This window comes from Microcoleus sp. Pol7_A1, from assembly GCF_036701085.1.
In the GTDB taxonomy this organism is placed as follows: domain Bacteria; phylum Cyanobacteriota; class Cyanobacteriia; order Cyanobacteriales; family Microcoleaceae; genus Microcoleus; species Microcoleus asticus.
In genome coordinates, this window is sequence record NZ_JAUBQD010000003.1 from 212,167 (window position 1) to 232,011 (window position 19,845).

The window sequence follows — 19,845 nt, forward strand, 5'->3', positions numbered from 1 at the left end:
GTCAACAGTCAACAGCTAACAGCTAACAGTCAACAGTCAACAGTCAACAGTCAACAGTCAACTAATGAAATATAACGTAATTTACGACGGCACTTGCAATCTCTGCGTTACCTTGGTACAGTTACTAGAAAACTTAGACCAAGGTCAGCGGTTTGAGTATATTCCCATGCAAGATTTAGAGCAATTAAATCGCTTTGGGATTACGTCTCAAGACTGCGAAATGGGGATGATTTTGATAGATGGCAACACTCCGGAACGGCGCTGGCAGGGCAGCGATGCGGCGGAGGAAATCGGGCGAATATTGCCGGGAGGCGAGGTGTTTGTGGCTGCTTACCGGGCAATGCCGGGGATGAAGTGGATGGGCGATCGCGTGTACGAACAAGTCCGCGATAACCGCTATACTTTGTTTGGCAAGCGATCGACAACTTACAAATCTGTTTATGCAGTTGGCTGTAGGTCGATCGACAATTGCGATAGTGTGAAATAACTCACTCTAAAGCACCATTCTCGCTTAACAGGCTTTCGGGCCTGTTCCACAAAAATTAAATTTTATTGGGGGCTGTTGCTCTGAGCAGCGCTTCTAAAGGGATTATTACCAATGGTGCAAGATAATTGATATCAATTTACTTAGGATGTGGCGCCAAATCCCTGCTATCATCCCTGGAACTTAACTATTAAACAAAGCGAATATCTCGCGGCAAAAGTCTTTGAGCTTTTGGGCTGACTCCGCAGCGGGTTCGGTTGCACCGAGAAAACTCCAATTTTCCACGGTGGAAAAGCGCCACTGCTGACCAGTGTGATCGTAACCGGCCGCCTCAACCCCGATCGCCCGACGGCTTCCTTCTACAGGATCTTGGTAAAATCGGATTTGAATCAAGATGCTGCGGCTTTGCAGCAAGCGGCTTCTACCGGGGAAATGGAAGCCAATGTCGATCGAATCTGGATCTACAAGTTCTCTGGTATCCTCGTCATTCATCCAAGGCTTCAAATCGACTTTCGCATCCGGGAATTCGGACTTGAATAAATTAACAACTGCAGCAATTTTGCTGGCAACTTCTATATTTCTGGCTTGTTCGGCAGCGTTCACTCGAAAAACTCCTATCAAATACAGTTATTACATGATTTAGCTAACAATGTAACTGCATACTGCCTGCTTTAAACAGTGAACTGTGGACTATTTGATAGATATTTAGGAATTGACAAATTTCCAAGTGTGTGTTAAGCACAAGTCATAGCATTTTAGATTTTAGATTTTAGATTTTAGATTAAACAATTGGCAATGAGTGATTCTTTAAGGGTGCAGAATAAATTTTATTAAAGCGGCAGGGCGATCGCAAATTCCGTACCTTCTCCCAGCATCGATTCGCAACTGAGTTTACCGCCGTGGGTTTCTTCCACAATTTGCCTGCTGATAGACAACCCCAAACCCGTACCTTTTCCTACTCCTTTGGTAGTAAATAAATGGTCAAATATTTTAGATTTGACCTCCGATGACATCCCTTGACCGTTATCTTTGATTTTAATCACCACGCTCTGGTTATCCTCGGAGACATGAGTAATAATGGCGATCGTATTCGGTAAAGCTTGAATTTCAGCGTAAGTTCTGCCCTGATTAGATTCCTCAAAACAGTCGATCGCATTTGCCAACAAATTCATAAATACCTGATTCAGTTGCCCAAAATAACATTTAACTGGCGGGATATTTCCGTATTCTTTGATAATTTTAATCGCGGGGCGAGTATCTTGAGCTTTCAGGCGATACTGTAAAATCATCAAAGTGCTGTCGATGCCCTCATGAATATTTGCTGACACTTTATTCGCACTGTCAGCGCGGGAAAAAATACGCAAAGACGTGCTAATATTGCGGATGCGCTCTGTACCTGATTTCATAGATAAAAGCATTTTTGGCAAATCTTCCACCAAATATTCTAAATCAATCTCCGATGCTTTATCCTCTAATTCATCTCCAGAATTAGGAAATTTTTCTTGGTAAAGTTGCAAGTAATCAATCAAATCTAAGCTGGCCTCAGCAGCAGCATCAATATTACCCGCGATAAAACCGAGCGGATTGTTAATTTCGTGAGCAACCCCTGCAATCAAATTGCCCAAAGCCGACATTTTTTCGCTTTGAATCAGTTGCAGTTGCGCCTGTTGCAGTTCATTGAAAGATTTTTCTAACTGTTGAGATTTCTCTTGCTCCCGCGCGTACAAACCAGCATTTTCTACGGCAATAGCAACTTGAGAAATTAACACTTTGAATACTTCTACTCTTTCTGCTGTAAAAGCTCCTACCGTCACAGCATTTTCTAGATAAATTATTCCGCGCCGCTGAGATTGATAAATCATCGGCAAACAGAGAATTGATTTTGGTTGATATTTCTGAATGTAGGTGTCCACCTTAAAAGGTTCGGCGACAGTGGCATTGTCTAAAACTAGATGCTTTTGACTGCGGTGTACGTAATTAATCACAGACAGGGGTACATCTTGACGATTTTCTACGGGAATAGACGGTAAAAGTGTCACTTTATCCTCCGCAAAACTGCCAGTAGCTTCTATGCAGAGGATATCGTTTTTCAGCAGCAGCAGCACGACTTTTTGAGCCGCCGCATTTTCTAAAATAATTTTGATTAATTTTGTCAACAATTTTTCTAGAACAATTTCACCGTTAAGAGCTTCCGCCGACTTAATAAAAGTAGCTAAGTCTAAGAAATCGCCTAAACTACTACTGGTAGTATTTCCCATGGTTGTGCGGTTGACATCGAGGGTTGAGGTTTGAATTGTGCGCGTCTGTGCTGCTAAGAAAGGATGTGTTGACTCTAAGTCTTTAACTTTAGCTGTGGCTCCCCAATTGATATATCCATAATAGGCTTTAGTCAGATATGCTTGAAAAACTACATCTTTACCCAAATCTTGATAAAATTCTCCTGCTAATTCATAGGCTAATGCTTCCTCTTGAATGTAACCATTTTTGGCAGCTCCAGAAATTGCGCGATCGTACAAATCCATTGCTTCGGTATTTTTCCCCAACACTCGCGCTTTCTCTGCTGCTACCAAGTCGTATTTGTGTTGATAATTCATCGGAGCATCAACTGCCCATTTTTTCATCTTCTTTTGGTTTCGCAGCACTTTTTTCAGATATTGTTTTTGCTCCCCTTTCTCAGCTTGGGGATACAAAGCGAGAAGACTTATAGAAGAGTAAAAATTATTCAGAGAAACTACATAAAATCCGGCTACGGCTTCTTCATATTTTCCAAATAACCTTGAATTTTCTAAGGCTTCCGCGTAGTTTCTGAAGATAAAATTAAGCTGAGTTTTGGCATGATAAACCAAACTCACTAAAAAAAAGTTTTCAGCTTCTATTAAAACGGGGAGCGTTTTAACTTCATTAAATCTATCACCAACTAAATGGCAGGGTTCGACAGCTTGACCGCGCAAATTGAGGGCTGTCTGCCTGCCTATACTTAGATACTGTACAGCCATTTCTAGTTGAGATTGCTGCATTATTTTCATATATTTACCAGTCTCCTGCTCCACCAAATCGAGAGGCTCTCCTATCGACATTTTTTTGAAGCAATATTGACCTATACAATAACTCGCATACTCCAATTCTCCAGTTTCCATCCCTGTTTGAAAACCTTCCTTGAGAACGCTTAATCCTGAGTTAAGCTCGGTTTTCCAGTGTAGAATAAAACAACCCAATAGTGTATAAACTCTACTTTTCATTGAACGGGATGGAAATTTGTCTAACATCCTAATGGCCAGTTGACCGCATTGGTATGCCAAACTAATGTCCCCTAGCCGGCACATAACTACGCCATAATAAAGGTAGGCAATACTTGCATAAGGCGAATTGCCATATTTAATGCACAGGTTGACCATCCTAAATGCCAGCAGCGGTACCAGGCGGGGTTTTCCCTGAACAGCAGTGCTGATAATCCCTGATAAAATCCGCATGGCTGCTTGTTGATTGGGATCTGTCATTTCTGGCAAGTTAGCTAAATCCTCAATTCGTTTCAACCCCAAGCTCAGTTTTGTCTTGATCAGTCCCGCCACAATATTTAGCGCGTTGGGGTTTTGAGGAAAAGAAATGCCTAACAGTTTCAGCACTTCCAGTCCTGTATTTAGTGCTTCTACAAGTCTAATTTGAGCATTGTAAGACTGGATTTGAAGTTCATAAACATTCATTTTTTCCAGTAAATTTTTAGCTTTTTCCAGTACGATATCGACCAGTTTTTTTGAATTTTCATAATTGATGTTTAAGTATTCAGCTTCGGCTGTTGACTCGTAAATTGCTAATGTTAAGTCATACTGACTTTGCCAACAATCCGCTGGCAGTAATTCCATAGCCACCCGCAAATACCTAACAGCAGCTTCATAAGCACTCGCGGCTTTTGCCTTGCGTCCAGCAGTTAAATTTAATCTGGCTAAATCAATTTTTTCGACTGGCTGGCTAATCGTGTCAATTCCGACATTCAACTGATTGACAATATCAAAGATGTTTTCTTCGAGCTTTTCTGGTGGAGTATTATGTAACAGTAATTGACCGATTTTTAAATGGGTGGATTGCTTTTTGTCTTCGGGAATTAGGGAATATGCGGCTTGCTGGACGCGATCGTGCAAAAATTTGTAACTAACCCGCGAAGTATCTAATTTGAGATTAATTGATTCGGCTCGATTGAAAACTAAAGGAATCCGATAAGCATCGCTCAAGGGCAGAATTAACCCTGCTTGCAAAGCTGAATAAAGTTCAGTGGCTGTAGTATTAGCTGACTCTTCTCTGACAAGTGACAGCACATCTAGAGCAAATTTATCCCCCACACAAGCTGCTAATTTCAACATTTTTTGCGTGGCTGCAGGGAGTTTTTCAATGCGGCTGGCTACCAGTTCCACCACACTTTTATCGGTAATTCCAATGGCTTGAATTTCATCGATACTCCAATTCCAGCCCCCTTTACCTTCTTCATTGGTAACGGGAGATATCATGGGACTAAAGTCATATTTTAAAAGATTTTCTTGATAAAGTGCTTGGAGTAGTTGCGTCAAGAAAAAAGGATTTCCGCCAGTTTTATTGCAGATTAACTCTGCTAGATTCTTGACTTTTTCTATGCGACTGTTAAGTGTTTCAGCGATTAATTCAATCACATTTTCTAAATCCAGCGGTTGCAGCACGATATTGTTGACAACCGTACCCGTCTTTTCAATCTCTTCTAGAGTTTGAATTAAAGGATGAGTGGGACTAACTTCGTTATCTCGATAAGCACCGATTAGCAACAAATATTGCTGGTCTGGGTCAGTTATCAGTATTTGCATTAACTTTAATGTTGCTGAATCTGCCCACTGCAAATCGTCTAAAAAAATCACTAGCGGGTGTTCTTTTTGCGCGAAAACGCGAATAAATTCTTTGAATACTCGATTGAAGCGATTTTGCGATTCTACAGGGCCGATTTCTGGAACTTCTGGCTGTTTGCCAACGATTAATTCAAGTTCAGGAATTACATCGGCAATTACTTTACCGTTTGTTCCTAAAGCTGTTAAAATTTTAGTGCGCCATGTTTCTATAGAAGCAGCGCTTTCTGTTAGCAACTGGCGCAGCAGCGAGTTAAATGCTTGAATCAATGATGCGTAAGGAATATTTCGTTTTAGTTGGTCAAATTTGCCGCTAATGAAGTAACCTTTCGAGCGAGTAATTGGTTTGCTAACTTCATTAACTACTGCTGATTTACCGATACCAGAATAGCCAGATACTAGCATCAGTTCATTTGTGCCGGATGGGGGCAACTTTTCTTGAAAAGTGGTTGATTTTTCTAAGAAATTGTTAGTTAAACCCCCGCCTACTCGTTCAAATGCTGCTAATAGTTGGTTGACTTGATTTTCCCGACCGTACAATTTCTGGGGAATTAATAACTGACTGAGAATATCTAAGCGTCCGGGGGTAAAATCGGCAACTTTGCCAGTCGTTTCTAACTGATGCAAACAAATTTCTAAATCTGCTAACAACCCGGCTGCACTTTGATATCTATCTTCGGCATTTTTTGCCATCAATTTCATCACTATCTCAGAGATGGCGGCGGGGACTTGTGAATTCAACTGATGCGGTGAAATTGGTTGTCTGGCGATGTGGCTGTAAACTATTTCTAAGGGGTCACTGCTGGGGAAAGGCAGTTTACCTGTCAGCATTTCATACAAGGTAATTCCGAGAGAATAAAAATCGGTGCGGTAGTCGAGGGTGCGGTTCATTCTCCCGGTTTGTTCGGGAGACATATAAGCTAATGTGCCTTCGACGGAGTTGGGATTGTTAAATTGCGGGTTTTCTTTGTTCAGTTTTGTGGCAATGCCGAAGTCGGTGATTTTTACTTGTTTTGTTTGCGAGTTAATTATGATATTGCTGGGTTTGATGTCTTTGTGAATAATCTGATTTTGATGCAGGTATTCTAAGGCTTTGACGATTTGGACGGCGATGTTTAAAATTTCGTGAAGCGAAGCTATCCCCAAGGGAATCGCACTCAGCCTTTGTTGCTCGAGCACTTGTCCGAGAGATTCCCCGCCAAAATCTTCTAAAACCAGTCCTAATCGGTGGTCAAAGGTTTCGAGACTGATGGCTTTAACGATGTGTTTGCTATCTAAATTTTTGCGGATTTGATATTCGTGTTTGAGGCGGGTAATGGCTTCGAGTGTCGGATATTCGGCTTTCAGGAATTTAAGAATAGTTGCTGACCGATAAGTTGGTGTCTGTCCGCGATAGATAATTGTTTCGACGCCTTCGTGCAGAATAGAGTCGATGCGGTATTCAGAGAAAGTTAACATAAGTTAATTTTTAAATTAACAGGATCTAAGTCTCATTATTATAACATAAAGTTACCTGGGCTTTGTGTGATCCCGATCGTGTATTTTTCAATCGCATCACAAGTAAAATACACCAAATATGCGCGCTTTAAGTTGGGAGTTGCACGTTGACTCGCAACGTGCAACTCCCAACTTAAATAAATTTTCAAGGCTGATTTTCAATCGTTTACTACCGTAACTTCACTGACATGAATAATTGATTCGGGTTCCGGTAAAATGCGGACGCGGGCGAATTTTAAACCGCTGACTCCTTGTTGTGATTCTACCGTGCCCGTCTGAACTTTTGGTTCTACCCAACCTTCGCGAGACAAGTAGCGCAAGTATTGTTGGTACTCTTCCCATTCGTCTTCGGTTGAATAAACTACCGTTAACATTCCTGGCTGGGTAATCCGTTCTTGTGCGTCTTTGTCAACGGCTTTTTCGATCCGCTTTTTCACGAGTTCGTAGCGGATGTCGCGAGTGCCTTTTACGTCAAACATTTTTGGCTCTTCATTAGCTAGTATGCTAAACTAACAATCAAACTGGCAAGTAAGCAAACATCTAACTCGGAAGTTTTCAAAGTTTCTAAATCCGTAAGCAGAACGTTTAATCAACTTGAGCTTATTGTTGATGCCTTCGACAACACCACTCGTAGTCTTATAATCGAAGTAAGCAATAATCTCATCTAGCCAACGAATAATAGACCTCTTGCAAAAGTCATTCTGAAAGGCTAAGTTCATAGTTATAGATGCCTGCAATCAGGTTGAAGCGTAAACCAAATCTACGTCGGCGATTTCGGTAACGTTCCGACAAAATCCGAAAAAATTTCAGCCTCCTATTAACGTGTTCAATAATAATTCGTTGGCTTGCCAGAGTACGGTTTTCCTGCCCTTGAACCTGAGATAAATTAGAGCTTTTGGGCTTTTTAGTAGGGATCTGACTATTGGCATGAAGTTTGGCAATTCCTTGATAACCCTTGTCACGCCAAAGCTTAATTGTAGTGGCTAGCCTGACTTTACTGAAGAATGAATAGTCACAAGGAATGCCTTCTGCCTTTACCACGAAGCTCTGCAGATAATTGCTCCCGTCTTTTGATTGACCACTAATTGCGACTTCAATGTATGATACTTCTTTTTGCCGGAAAACACTTGTCGTTGTTTTTTTTTGGACGCTCGACTGGGCTTTCGGTCACATCGACCACAACTACTTCTAAAACTGAGTCCGGTTGCAGCAGTGCTTTCTTTCCGGGTAAGCTAAACCGACCTGAACGAATTAATGTTTCCTCTACGTGTCTGACGATCCTGAACGCAGTGGATTCATTGATGTTCCAGCTTTGAGCAATGTGAAAGTAGGTACGGTACTCTCGCCAATATTGTAATGCCAGCAGTACCTGGGAATCGGTGCTCAGTTTAGGCGGGCGACCGGGTTTGCGTTTCTGAAGTTGCTGTTGTTCGCTTTACTGACACCATTTCATCAAAAGTTGTAGACCCAACGCCAAAGAATCGCTTGAAGGCTTCTGGCTTTAAACTTTGCACTTGTTCGTAAGTCATCAGTTTTTCCTCTCAATCACCTTACTATTGCCCGGCGTTGGGGACTTTTGCAAGAGGTTTTTTGTGGAACAGGCCCGAAAGCCTGTTCATGAAAATGCTGCAACATATGAGTTAACTCAACGGCAGGGCGATCGTAAATTCCGTTCCTTCACCCACAACAGAATCACAACTCAAACAGCCGCCGTGGGTTTCTACCACAATTTGGCGGCTGATAGACAACCCCAACCCCGTACCTTTCCCAACACCTTTGGTAGTGAATAAATGGTCAAAAATATGCGCTAAAATTTCTTCGGGAATTCCCCTGCCATTATCTCTAATCTTAATCACAACAGTTTGATTTTCATCATCCATCTCTGTTTTGATGGTAATGATATTAGGCGCCAGTTTAATCTCCGCAAAATTCCGAACTTTATTTGCTTCCTCAAAACAGTCGATCGCATTTGCCAAAATATTCATAAACACCTGATTCAACTGTCCCAAATAACACTTAACTTTCGGGATATTGCCATACTCCTTAACTACTTGAATCAGCGGACGGTCTTGATTTGCTTTCAATCGATGCTGTAAAATCATTAAAGTGCTATCAATTCCCTCATGGATATCTGCCGACACTTTTCGGGTGGTGTCCGCACGGGAGAACGTGCGGAGAGAAGTGCTAATATTGCGAATGCGATCGCACCCAACTTTCATCGACCCCAGCATTTTCGGTAAATCTTCTATAAGATACTCTAAATCGATATCCTCAGCATCCTGTGCGATTTTTGAGCTAGGATTAATCACTTCTTCCTGATATAACTTCAAGTGGCTAATTAAATCGCCCACAGCCGCATTAGCTTCGGTAATATTCCCCGAAATAAAACCGACTGGATTGTTAATTTCGTGAGCGACACCAGCAACCAGATTGCCCAAAGCAGACATTTTTTCACCTTGAATTAGCTGCAATTGTGCTTGTTGCAGTTCATTGAAAGATTTTTCTAACTGTTGAGATTTCTCTTGCTCCCGCGCGTACAAACCAGCATTTTCTACGGCAATAGCAACTTGAGAAATTAACACTTTGAAGACTTCTACTCTCTCTGCTGTAAAAGCTCCTACTGTCAAAGCATTTTCTAGATAAATTATTCCGCGCCGCTGAGATTGATAAATAATCGGCAAACAGAGAATTGATTTGGGTTGATATTTCTGAATGTAGGTATCTACCTTAAAAGGTTCGGCGACAGTCGCATTGTCTAAAACCAGATGCTTTTGGCTGCGGTGTACGTAATTAATCACAGACAGGGGAACATCTTGACGATTTTCTACGGGAATAGACGGTAAAAGTGTCACTTTATCATCCGCAAAACTGCCAGTAGCTTCTATGCAGAGGATATCATTTTTCAGCAGCAGCAGCACTACTTTTTGAGCCGCCGCATTTTCTAAAATAATTTTGATTAATTTGGTCAACAATTTTTCTAGAACTATTTCACCGTTAATGGCTTGCGCCGACTTAATAAAAGTAGCTAAGTCTAAGAAATCGCCTAAACTACTACTGGTAGTATTTCCAGTGGTAGTGCGGGTGACATCGAGGGTTGGGGTTTGAATTGTGCGCGTCTGTGCTGCTAAGAAAGGATGTATTGATTCTAAGTGTTTAACTTTAGCTATGGCTCCCCAATGGATATATCCATAATAGGCTTTAGTCAGATATGCTTGAGAAACTATCTCTTTACCCAAAACTTGATAAAATTCTCCTGCTAATTCATACGCTAATGCTTCCTCTTGAATGTAACCGTTTTTGGCGGCTCCATCAATTGCGCGATCGTACAATTCCATTGCTTGGGTATTTTGCCCTAAAACTCGCGCTTTTTCCGCAGCTACCAAGTCGTATTTGTGTTGATAATTCATGGGAGCATGAACTGCCCATTTTTTCATCTTTTTTTGGTTTTGTCCAACTTTTTTCATGTATTGCTTTTGCTCCCCTTTCTCAGCTTGGGGATACAAAGCGAGCAGACTGAGAGAAAAGTAAAAATTATTCAGAGAAACTACATAAAATCCGGCTACGGACTCCTCATATTTCTCAAATAACCTTGAATTTTCCAAGGCTTCCGCATAGTTTCTGAAAATAAAATTAAGCTGAGTTTTGGCATGATAAACCAAACTCACTAAAAAAAAGCTTTGAGATTCTATTAAAATGGGGAGGGTTTTGACTTCATTAAATCTTTCACCGACTAAATGACAGGGTTCGACAGCTTGACCGCGCAAATTGAGGGCTGTCTGCCTGCCTATACTTATATAATGTACAGCAAATTCTAGTTGAGATTGCTGCATTAGTTTCATATATTTACCAGTCTCCTGATCCACCAAATCTAGAGGCTCTCCTATCGACTGTTTTTTGAAGCAATATTCAGTTATAGAATAACCAGCATATTCCAACTCTCCAGTTTCCATCCCAGTTTTAAAACCTTCTATAAGATCGCCTAATCCGGACTTGACAGAGGCTTTCCAGTGGTTAATAAAGCAACCAAAGGGTGTATAAACTCTACTTTTGATTGAACGGGAGGGAAATTTGTCTAACATCCTAATTGCCAGTTGACCGAATTGGTATGCCAAACTAATGTCCCCTACCTTGTACATAACTACGCCATAAAAAACGTAAGCAATACTTGCATAAGGCGAATTACCATATTTAATGCACAGCTTGACCATCCTAAATGCCAGCAGCGGTACCAGTTGGGGCTTGACCGCAACAGCACTGCTGAGAATCCCTGATAAAATCCGCATGGCTGCTTGTTTTTCGGGATCGATCATTTCTGGCAAGTTAGCTAAATCCTCAATTCGTTTCAATCCTAAGCTCAGTTTTGTATTAATCAGTCCCGCCACAATATTTAGCGGCTTGGGATTTTGAGGAAAAGAAATGCCTAACAGTTTCAGGACTTCCAGTCCTGTATAGAGTGCTTCTACAAGTCTATTCTGAGCGTTATAAGACTGAATTTGAAGTTGATAAACATTCACTTTTTCCAGTAAAATTTTAGCTTTTTGCACTACAATATCAACCAGATTTTTTGAACCTTCATAGTTGATGTTTAAGTATTCAGCTTCGGCTGTTGACTCGTAAATTGCTAATGTTAAGTCATACTGACTTTGCCAACAATCCGCTGGCAGTAATTCCATAGCCACCCGCAAATACCTAACAGCAGCTTCATAAGCACTCGCGGCTTTTGCCTTGCGTCCAGCAGTTAAATTTAATTTTGCTAACTGCATCTTTTCTGCTGGCTGGCTAATCGTGTCAATTCCGACATTCAATTGATTGACGAGATCGAAAATGTTTTCTTCTAGCTTGTCTGGTGGAGTATTCTGTAATAGTAATTGACCAATTTTTAAATGGGTGGATTGCTTTTGATCTTCGGGAATTAGCGAATATGCGGCTTGCTGAACGCGATCGTGCAAAAATTTGTAACTAACCCGCGATGTGTCTAACTTGAGATTAATTGACTCGGCTCGATCGAAAACTAAAGGAATACGATAAGCATCGCTCAAGGGCAGAATTAACCCTGCTTGCAAAGCTGAATAAAGTTCAGTAGCTGTAGTATTAGCTGACTTTTCGCTAACAAGTGACAGCACATCTAGAGCAAATTTATCTCCCACGCAAGCTGCTAGCTTCAATGCTTCTTGCGTGGGTTCGGGCAGCTTTTCAATGCGAGAAGCTACGAGTTCCACCACACTTTTATCGGTAATTCCAATGGCTTGGATTTCATCGATACTCCAATACCAGCCACTTTGACTGCCCTCATTTGTAATGCGATCAAATTTAAATGTTAAAAGAGAGTCTTGATAAAGTGCTTGGAGTAATTGGGTCAAGAAAAAAGGATTGCCGCCCGTTTTATTCCAGATTAACTCGGCTAGATTTGTTACTTTTTCTGTGCAAGTGTTAAGTGTTTCAGTGACTAATTTAGTCACATTTTCTAAATCCAGCGGTTGCAGCACGATATTGTTGACAACCGTACCCGTCTTTTCAATCTCTTCTATAGTCTGAATTAAGGGGTGGGTCGGACTAACTTCATTGTCTCGATAGGCACCGATTAGCAACAAATATTCTTGGTCAGGGTCAGTTATCAGTATTTGCATCAACTTTAATGTTGCTGAATCTGCCCACTGCAAATCGTCTAAAAAGATAACTAGGGGGTGTTCTTTTTGGGCGAAAACGCGAATAAATTCTTTGAATACCCGATTGAATCGATTTTGGGATTCTACGGGGGCGAGTTCTGGGACTTCTGGCTGTTTGCCGATGATTAATTCAACTTTGGGAATTACGTCGGCAATTACTTGGCCGTCTGTTCCCAGTGCTGTTAAAATTTTAGTGCGCCATATTTCTAATGAAAGTGTACTTTCTGTTAGCAATTGCCGCAGCAAGGAGTTAAATGCTTGGATTAATGAGGCATAAGGAATGTTGCGTTTTAATTGGTCGAATTTGCCGCTGATGAAGTAACCTTTTGACCGGGTAATGGGTTTGCTAACTTCGTTGACTACGGCTGATTTACCGATGCCTGAGTAGCCTGATACTAGCATTAATTCGCTGCTTCCTGATGGGGGCGAGTTTTGTTCTAAGGTTGCTGGTTTAGCTAACAACTTGTTAGCTAAACCAGCTCTTACACGTTCAAATGCTGCTAGCAACTCATTAACCTGATTTTCCCGACCGTACAATTTTTGAGGGATTAACAATTGGCTGAGAATATCTAAGCGTCCGGGGATGAAGTCGGCAATTTGTCCGGTGGTTTCTAACTGATGCAAACAATTTTCTAAGTCTGCTAACAATCCGGCCGCACTTTGATATCTATCTTCGGCATTTTTTGCCATCAATTTCATTACTATCTCAGAGATGGCGACAGGTATTTCTGAATTGATTTGATGGGGATATATTGGTTGAACTGCGATGTGGCTATAAACTATTTCTAAGGGGTCGTTGCTGGGGAAAGGCAATTTTCCTGTCAGCATTTCATATAATGTGATGCCAAGGGAATAAAAGTCGGTGCGGTAGTCGAGGGTGCGGTTCATTCTCCCGGTTTGTTCGGGTGACATATAGGCTAAGGTTCCTTCGACGGAGTTGGGATTGTTAAATTGCGGGTTTTCTTTGTTGAGTTTTGTGGCAATGCCGAAGTCGGTGATTTTTACTTGTTTTGTTTGCGAGTTAATTATGATGTTGCTGGGTTTGATGTCTTTGTGAATAATGTGGTGAAAATGCAGGTATTGTAAGGCTTTGACTATTTGAATGAGGATGTTTAAATTTGCTTGCAGGCTCAACGTCTCTTTTTCCAGCAGTTTTGCGAGTGATTCCCCGCCAAAGTCTTCTAACACGATTCCTAATCGGTGGTCAAATGTTTCGAGACTGATGGCTTTGACGATTTGTTCACTGTCTAAATTTTGGCGGATTTGATATTCGTGTTTGAGCCTGGTAATGGCTTCTAGTGTGGGATATTCGGCTTTGAGGACTTTCAGAATTGCTGTTGGCCCGTCTGTCGGTGTTTGTCCGCGATAGATTATTGTTTCGACGCCTTCGTGCAGAGTAATATTGATTTGGTATTTGGAGAATTTCAACATAACTTGAATTATTAATTACAGGAGCTAATTTTCATTAGATTAACACTACTTTATCTTGATTTGCTGTGATTCAGATCGTGTAATTTTCGCTCCCAAATCACACCGAAGATACACAAAGTGACAACGCGGCAGTGTTCGCGAGTGTCAACAAAAATCTTAAATGTAATATCGGTCTTGTGTGTGAGTCCAGAATGATTTAGCTCCGCCATTTTTAAGGATTGGAGCGATCGCACTCCGCTTAAAATAGGAGGGGATGGGAGCGATCGCACTCCGCCTTAAACAGGCAATTGAGCGGGTTATCAATCGGTAACAACCGTTACTTCACAGATAGTAGAAAGTGATTCTGGTTCCGGCAAAATACGCACGCGGGCAAATTTCAAACCGTTGACTCCTTGTTGTGATTCTACCATGCCAGTCTGAATTTTTTGTTCTACCCAACCTTCGCGAGACAAGTAGCGCAAGTATTGTTGGTACTCTTCCCATTCGTCTTCGGTTGAATAAACTACCGTTAACATTCCTGGCTGGGTAATCCGTTCTTGTGCGTCTTTGTCAACGGCTTTTTCGATCCGCTTTTTCACGAGTTCGTAGCGGATGTCGCGAGTGCCTTTTACGTCAAACATTTTTTCGGTGTTTTCGTTGTGAAAAATGTCGATCGTGGTATTCTGCACTAAGACTAAATGTGTAAGTTCCATGTTAATTTGAGACTCGGCTTGCAAGCGAAAAACTGCGCGGGCACAGTCGCAAATTGCTCGCAGTTGTTCGTACCGCAAACTGTGCAGGTGAAACGGGCTGAATTTGGGGTCGATCGATTTTCCTGCATAAATCATGTGATCGATGCCGTCGGTGCATTCGATGTCACAGTAGTGGGGGAGAATTTGCTGCATTTTTTCTTGCCAGCGGGCCCAGATTTCTTGGAGTTTGCTGCTGATTAGGTTTAGCATTTGGTCGTAGCGGGTACGATCGCTGTAAACGCAGTTGTGTTCGTTTTCACAGGCTGCTCGGTAAGCTTCAACTGCTGCCTGAACCCTGGGGGCACACTGCACAAAATAGTCAAAATATACTTCTAAACGGTTGTTTAAATATTCGGTTGCTCGCACCTCCATATCGACTGTTACTTTTTGTTTTAAATGCTGGATGTAGTCGAGCAAATCGAGCCGCAGTTGCTCGCCGAGGTGGGTAGTTTGTGTTTCGCAAACGGCATCGGCTACGACTAAACCTAAGCGGAATTGTTCGAGCAAATCAGTTTGAATGGCTCGGTTTCTTTCGTCGCTAGAACCGCGAATGTCCGAAATTCCGTACAGCGGATAAACGTCAGCAAATACGATTGTATCTGGGGGCAGTCCCCAACTTCGCCTTTCTGCTTCTTGGGCGAACCGCCACTCTACTGCGGGGTGGATGTTGTGAATGTGGGTAAACCGCTCTTGGATGGCTTGCCGCAGGGCTGCAATGAAGGCGGGAATGAGTTCTTGGGCGTGTTGAGCGTCAATGCCGTTGAAGTGGTTGGGCCGATCGCACAACAGCCCCACGACACCCAAAATCCGCTGCCCGCACCCCTCGCGGGTGACGGATTTGACTACCAGGGGCACGAGCAACATCGATCGAGTCCCCCTTTTCCGCAAAGTTCGATCGCACTCGGTTTCGCAGTCCCTGCGCAAGTCTGGCACGTTCCAAACTTGATTTGCTGCTGTGGCCTTCAAAAAGTGAGAAGCTTCTAGGGAGTGCATTGAATAAAGAATCGGCTGCAAATGTTGGCAGTCTTTTGCAATTAATAGCTGTACCTGATCGCCGTCGGGCCGCAGCAGCAAAGTGCCGTCAGCATTGAAGAGCGATCGCAAACACCGATCGATTTTCTCAAATTTGTCTGGCCCCAGCATCGAATCTCGATCGATCAATAACTGAGTCAGCCGCCGAATTTGCTCCTGCACGGTGACATCAAAACCTTCTAGCAGCAGCAAACCTTCTACGCGGTAATTATCCAAGTGCAATCGATCGGCTAAATTTTCTAGTTGATTCGGCTGCATCAGCCAAGCTTCCCGTTCCGCAACAGGCATTAATTTTAAAGAAGTATCCGCAAATTCATCTATTTTGGAGTCAATTCGAGTAATTTTTAACTGTTCCGAACCCAGCCAAAACTCAATAAATCTGGGTTCTCGGCGTTTGGGGTTTTTTACACTCGCCGTGACAGGTTCGTCTAGCACCCGCAAACCGTCGATGTCAATTTGATAATATTGCTTAAATACCCAGTGCAAAAGGTGGCTGCGGTACAATTGTTCTGCTGTTTTGCCGCCCCAATCCTCGAACAGTTCCAGCAGAGTGATGTCAGTTTCTGCAAACCAACCGTTGGTAGATTGAGTTGCCAAGGACGTTCCCTCCCAACCGGCCAAGCGACAAAATGCCGCGTTAGCATAACGCAGGGCAAAAGTTCCCGGTTCCATTACTGCGATTAAAACGCGGCGGTCGCCGAGAAATTGAAACAGTCGCTTTAAATCTTGTTTCCACGTTTTCAAGCATTCAATTTCAGCCGATTGGCTGGGTACTTGACCCGCCAAAGCTTCCAGTAGCTGTTCTATACTTGGTTCGCTCGGCAGATTGTTACTGTCTTGCTCTGTTGGGGTGATATCTGTCGCTGGCAGTGATTTTACGGAGTTGCTGTTGTTTTGATGGGCAGACGATTTAGGAGTAGACATGAGTAAAACACCTGAAAGCAGTGGATTTTGCCAAAAAACGTCAGCGATCGGCGATTATGGCTTTGTAAAGAGCTTAGATCCTGTTTGTAAAGTTTGTGTGTGGGTATGGAAAACTGGGTGTTTTCTCGGACGATGGGCCCCAGGGGCTTTGACTTTTATCCACAAACAACCTCTCAGCCTCGACGTTATAGGTGATATTAACGTGTTTACCGCGTGGGGGGTAACACCCATTATAAGCGGTAGATACTAGCGGATAGTGTCAGCAACTAATGCTATTTGACTCAGAGGTGAGATATATAGCAGCTTTGGGTTGAATGAGGCACAGCCCTGGTAATTGGTAATTGGTAATTGGTAATTGATAATTGGTAATTGGTAATTGGCAAGCAGGTGACAAGTCACTAATCTAGTAAATAAAAATTGGCAAACAATCCAAATAAACTTGCTATTTCGCAATCCAAGAATTAAAATATATAATACAGCTAACAGCATTTGTGAAAGGACATAGTTATGGCTTTAACGACTAACAATCTCATCGGGGATTTGACTGGATTTCCTGTATTTGCGGGCGGGGGACCGCGTTTTTTGGGATTCGCTACATCCGATGAAATTGACGTAGAGGATGGAAGTTTGTCGTCTTTTCCCTGGGGAGTTTGGGGACTCGACGGCAACGATACCATAGGAGGTTCGTCGGATTCCAACGAACGGCTGTTAGGAAATAACGGCAATGATGTTATCGGCGGTGGCGGCGGAAATGACATAATTTACGGCGGTAAAGATAACGATCGCCTGGATGGAAATGATGGCAACGACGTAGTTAGGGGCGACGCCGGAAATGACATTATCTTTGGAGGGTTCGCGAACGATATCCTGCGGGGAGGGCAAGGAGACGACGATTTAGACGGCAATGAAGGCAACGATTTTTTAGCTGGCGATCGGGGAGTTGACGTGCTCACGGGGCGAGCCGGTGCGGACATATTTGTGCTCAGAAGCAACGAAGGATTTGGAGTCAATGGAGCCGATATCATTACAGATTTTAGGTTTGACGATGGCGATCGCATCGGTTTGACTGACGGTTTAACAGAAATAGACCTTTTCTTTGAAAACGACAATCTAATCGCTTACGAAAACGACGGATTTGTAAATGATATGGTGATTCGCAATCGAAGAGACGGACTGATTTTGGGAGTTGTTTTAAATGTGGATAACTTTGAACTTGTCGGTGCATTTGAACAGGCAAGTCCATTTGCTTTGGCAATTAATGGTTCTCAATTCCAGTTTTTGGCTTAGTTATTTGTAGGGAATTAGAGGGGCGATATACCTAGTTCCGGGTAGGGGACACGGCAGTGCCGTGTCCCTACACATCGAGGAAAATCTATCTCTAAGCAACCCTATTTTGCAGAATTTATATTAAAACAGTTATCCCTTTAGATCTTCATTTACATTCCCGCACGCAAAAACCGAGTTTAATGGGGAAAATACTGCGTCGAAGCATTAACTGGAGCTATAATTTTTGTTTGGAAAAATGCCTATAAAGGTCTGGAAAAAAGCTTTAAAAGTGTTTCTGGAGGCAGTGCGAGGTTGTTAACCTAGAACATCTACAACTAAAGTAGGGCATAGTAATGCTGGCAATGGCGGAAATATACGAAATGTACGAAATGTCAGGTATAATAAATTGCGTAAACTCCAGCTTCTCCCTAATCTATGGATATTGCCGAAGTTTTAACACTAGCAGATGAGCTAATTTTTGCTAAGACGGGAAAGCATTTAGATTACCTGCAAGAAGCTATTCTGCGGGGAACGTTACAAGACACAACTTACACGCAAATTGCTCAATAAGTTTACTCAAGTTCAAGTCATGTCAGAAATGTAGGCTCGGATATTGGAAAAATACTTTTTCAAGGATTGAAAAAAGATATTACTAAAACAAATTTTAGGGCTGTATTATAAAAGGCAAATTTTTCTAATTATCAATTGGCTATTGTTGAAAATGTAACAGGCGAGAATATAACTGTTAATCATAACGTTAACATTTTTCCTGAAAAATCCCGATCGCCCAAAACTCCCCAAAACCGTCAATCAACAGCAAAACAGCCCCGCATCGACTTAGGCGACGCACCAGAAATCTCGACATTTTTCGATCGCACATCCGAACTTTCCACCCTCAAACAAGGGATTTTGGAAAACCGCACCCGTCTCATCAGCATCTTAGGATTAAGCGGAAGTGGCAAAAGTGCGATCGCACTCCAACTAATCCAACACATTCAATATGAATTTGACTGTATTATCTGGCGAACCCTCCGCAACGCGCTACCCCTCCAAACCCTCCAAACCGACATAATTAAATTCCTATCGGAGCAGCAAGAAACTGAATTACCATATTTAATCAACTATTTGCGTTCCTACCGCTGTCTGATTGTACTCGATGACGTGCAAACAATCTTCAGCAGCCAACAACTAGCAGGAAACTATCAACCAGGCTATGAAAATTATGGCACTTTGTTCAAACAAATAGCAGAATCATCTCACAACAGTTGCTTAGTTTTGCTCAGTTGGGAAAAACCCAGAGAAATTGCAGCATTAGAAGGCGATCGCAAAAAATGTCAAACATTGCAACTCAATGGTTTAGGCGAACCAGCACGAGAAATATTTATAGAAAAAGGCTTAGCAGAATCAGAAAAATGGTCAGGATTGATTGAGTTTTACAAAGGCAATCCATTGTGGTTAAATACAGTAGCCGCTGCAATTAAAGACTTATTTAGTGGCAAAGTTGCAAAATTTTTATCCTATGATAGCCTAGTCTTAGGAGACTTAGAATATTTATTGCACCAACATTTTCAGCGCTTGTCAGACTCCGAAAAACAAGTAATGCCCTGGTTGGCAAATCAAATGAAAGCAGTCGAAATCTCCAAAAAACCAGCCCTTCTGGAATTATCCCCTTCAGAATTCCTCAAAGCCGTCGAATCCTTGAGACGGAGGTTATTAATTGAAAAAGTCGAAAAGGGCGATCGAACCATCTTCACACTTCAAGCAGCGATCGCAGAATACATAAAAACTCACATCTTATAGCAGTTTTAAGAACAGGCAAGATGCCTGTTCCACAACACATGAATAATTTGCTTGTGGGGTGGGCTTCTAGCCCGCCCTGAAAGGATTATTGAAAAATTAGCAAAACATTAATCCAAACAGCCCCATTTAGCCCTAAAATAAAAAAGACTGAC

Annotated in this window: 12 protein-coding genes and 1 pseudogene; 4 read left to right on the forward strand and 9 right to left on the reverse strand. The window is 42.2% G+C overall.

Going from position 1 to position 19,845, the window contains the following annotated elements:
* Positions 1–64 precede the first annotated feature (64 nt).
* Positions 65–487 carry a DCC1-like thiol-disulfide oxidoreductase family protein gene (locus tag QUA20_RS03775; protein ID WP_333185532.1) on the forward strand — a complete coding sequence of 141 codons (423 nt, stop codon included), beginning with the start codon at positions 65–67 and terminating at the stop codon, positions 485–487.
* A gap of 180 nt (positions 488–667) precedes the next feature.
* Here the strand turns inward: QUA20_RS03775 and QUA20_RS03780 are convergent, their stop codons facing one another.
* From QUA20_RS03780 to QUA20_RS03820, 9 genes and pseudogenes are all read right to left on the reverse strand, one after another.
* Entirely contained in the window at positions 668–1,087 is a 420-nt protein-coding gene (locus tag QUA20_RS03780) for a hypothetical protein (protein WP_333185534.1), read from the reverse strand.
* A gap of 227 nt (positions 1,088–1,314) precedes the next feature.
* Positions 1,315–6,804 (reverse strand): AAA family ATPase, encoded by a 5,490-nt coding sequence (locus QUA20_RS03785; RefSeq protein ID WP_333185536.1) that lies wholly within the window; start codon positions 6,802–6,804, stop codon positions 1,315–1,317.
* 197 nt (positions 6,805–7,001) lie between these two features.
* Complete coding sequence (locus QUA20_RS03790; protein WP_333185538.1) at positions 7,002–7,322, reverse strand: hypothetical protein; 321 nt, start codon at positions 7,320–7,322, stop codon at positions 7,002–7,004.
* A 30-nt stretch (positions 7,323–7,352) separates the two neighbouring features.
* A pseudogene (locus QUA20_RS03795) lies at positions 7,353–7,526 on the reverse strand (transposase); the annotation flags it as partial.
* A gap of 13 nt (positions 7,527–7,539) precedes the next feature.
* Positions 7,540–7,941: a transposase family protein gene (locus QUA20_RS03800; RefSeq protein WP_333185637.1), complete on the reverse strand. Its 402-nt coding sequence runs from the start codon at positions 7,939–7,941 to the stop codon at positions 7,540–7,542.
* Positions 7,937–8,230: a transposase family protein gene (locus QUA20_RS03805; RefSeq protein ID WP_333185639.1), complete on the reverse strand. Its 294-nt coding sequence runs from the start codon at positions 8,228–8,230 to the stop codon at positions 7,937–7,939. Before QUA20_RS03805 ends, QUA20_RS03800 begins: the two co-directional genes overlap by 5 nt.
* Position 8,231: 1 nt before the next feature.
* Positions 8,232–8,372, reverse strand: a complete 141-nt coding sequence (locus tag QUA20_RS03810) for a hypothetical protein (protein ID WP_333185540.1) — start codon at positions 8,370–8,372, stop codon at positions 8,232–8,234.
* 111 nt (positions 8,373–8,483) lie between these two features.
* The gene (locus QUA20_RS03815) at positions 8,484–13,940 is read right to left on the reverse strand and encodes an AAA family ATPase (RefSeq protein WP_333185541.1); all 5,457 of its coding nucleotides are present in this window, start codon (positions 13,938–13,940) and stop codon (positions 8,484–8,486) included.
* 299 nt (positions 13,941–14,239) lie between these two features.
* On the reverse strand, positions 14,240–16,627 hold the full coding sequence (locus QUA20_RS03820; protein ID WP_333185543.1) for a GAF domain-containing protein: 2,388 nt from the start codon (positions 16,625–16,627) through the stop codon (positions 14,240–14,242).
* Positions 16,628–17,134: 507 nt separating this feature from the next.
* Between QUA20_RS03820 and QUA20_RS03825 the strand changes: the two genes are divergently transcribed.
* The 3 genes from QUA20_RS03825 to QUA20_RS03835 all read left to right on the forward strand — a co-directional run bounded on the left by QUA20_RS03825 (position 17,135) and on the right by QUA20_RS03835 (position 19,693).
* Entirely contained in the window at positions 17,135–17,914 is a 780-nt protein-coding gene (locus QUA20_RS03825; protein WP_333185545.1) for a calcium-binding protein, read from the forward strand.
* A gap of 414 nt (positions 17,915–18,328) precedes the next feature.
* The gene (locus tag QUA20_RS03830; protein ID WP_333185546.1) at positions 18,329–18,463 is read left to right on the forward strand and encodes a hypothetical protein; all 135 of its coding nucleotides are present in this window, start codon (positions 18,329–18,331) and stop codon (positions 18,461–18,463) included.
* Between the two features lie 135 nt (positions 18,464–18,598).
* Positions 18,599–19,693, forward strand: a complete 1,095-nt coding sequence (locus QUA20_RS03835; RefSeq protein ID WP_333185548.1) for an NB-ARC domain-containing protein — start codon at positions 18,599–18,601, stop codon at positions 19,691–19,693.
* Positions 19,694–19,845 lie beyond the last annotated feature (152 nt).

Coding starts and splice junctions, on each gene's coding strand:
- QUA20_RS03775 (WP_333185532.1), top strand. CDS start 65: ATGAAATATAACGTAATTTACGACGGCACTTGCAATCTCTGCGTTACC.
- QUA20_RS03785 (WP_333185536.1), bottom strand. CDS start 6,804: ATGTTAACTTTCTCTGAATACCGCATCGACTCTATTCTGCACGAAGGC.
- QUA20_RS03790 (WP_333185538.1), bottom strand. CDS start 7,322: ATGTTTGACGTAAAAGGCACTCGCGACATCCGCTACGAACTCGTGAAA.
- QUA20_RS03810 (WP_333185540.1), bottom strand. CDS start 8,372: ATGACTTACGAACAAGTGCAAAGTTTAAAGCCAGAAGCCTTCAAGCGA.
- QUA20_RS03815 (WP_333185541.1), bottom strand. CDS start 13,940: ATGTTGAAATTCTCCAAATACCAAATCAATATTACTCTGCACGAAGGC.
- QUA20_RS03820 (WP_333185543.1), bottom strand. CDS start 16,627: ATGTCTACTCCTAAATCGTCTGCCCATCAAAACAACAGCAACTCCGTA.
- QUA20_RS03825 (WP_333185545.1), top strand. CDS start 17,135: ATGGCTTTAACGACTAACAATCTCATCGGGGATTTGACTGGATTTCCT.
- QUA20_RS03830 (WP_333185546.1), top strand. CDS start 18,329: ATGGATATTGCCGAAGTTTTAACACTAGCAGATGAGCTAATTTTTGCT.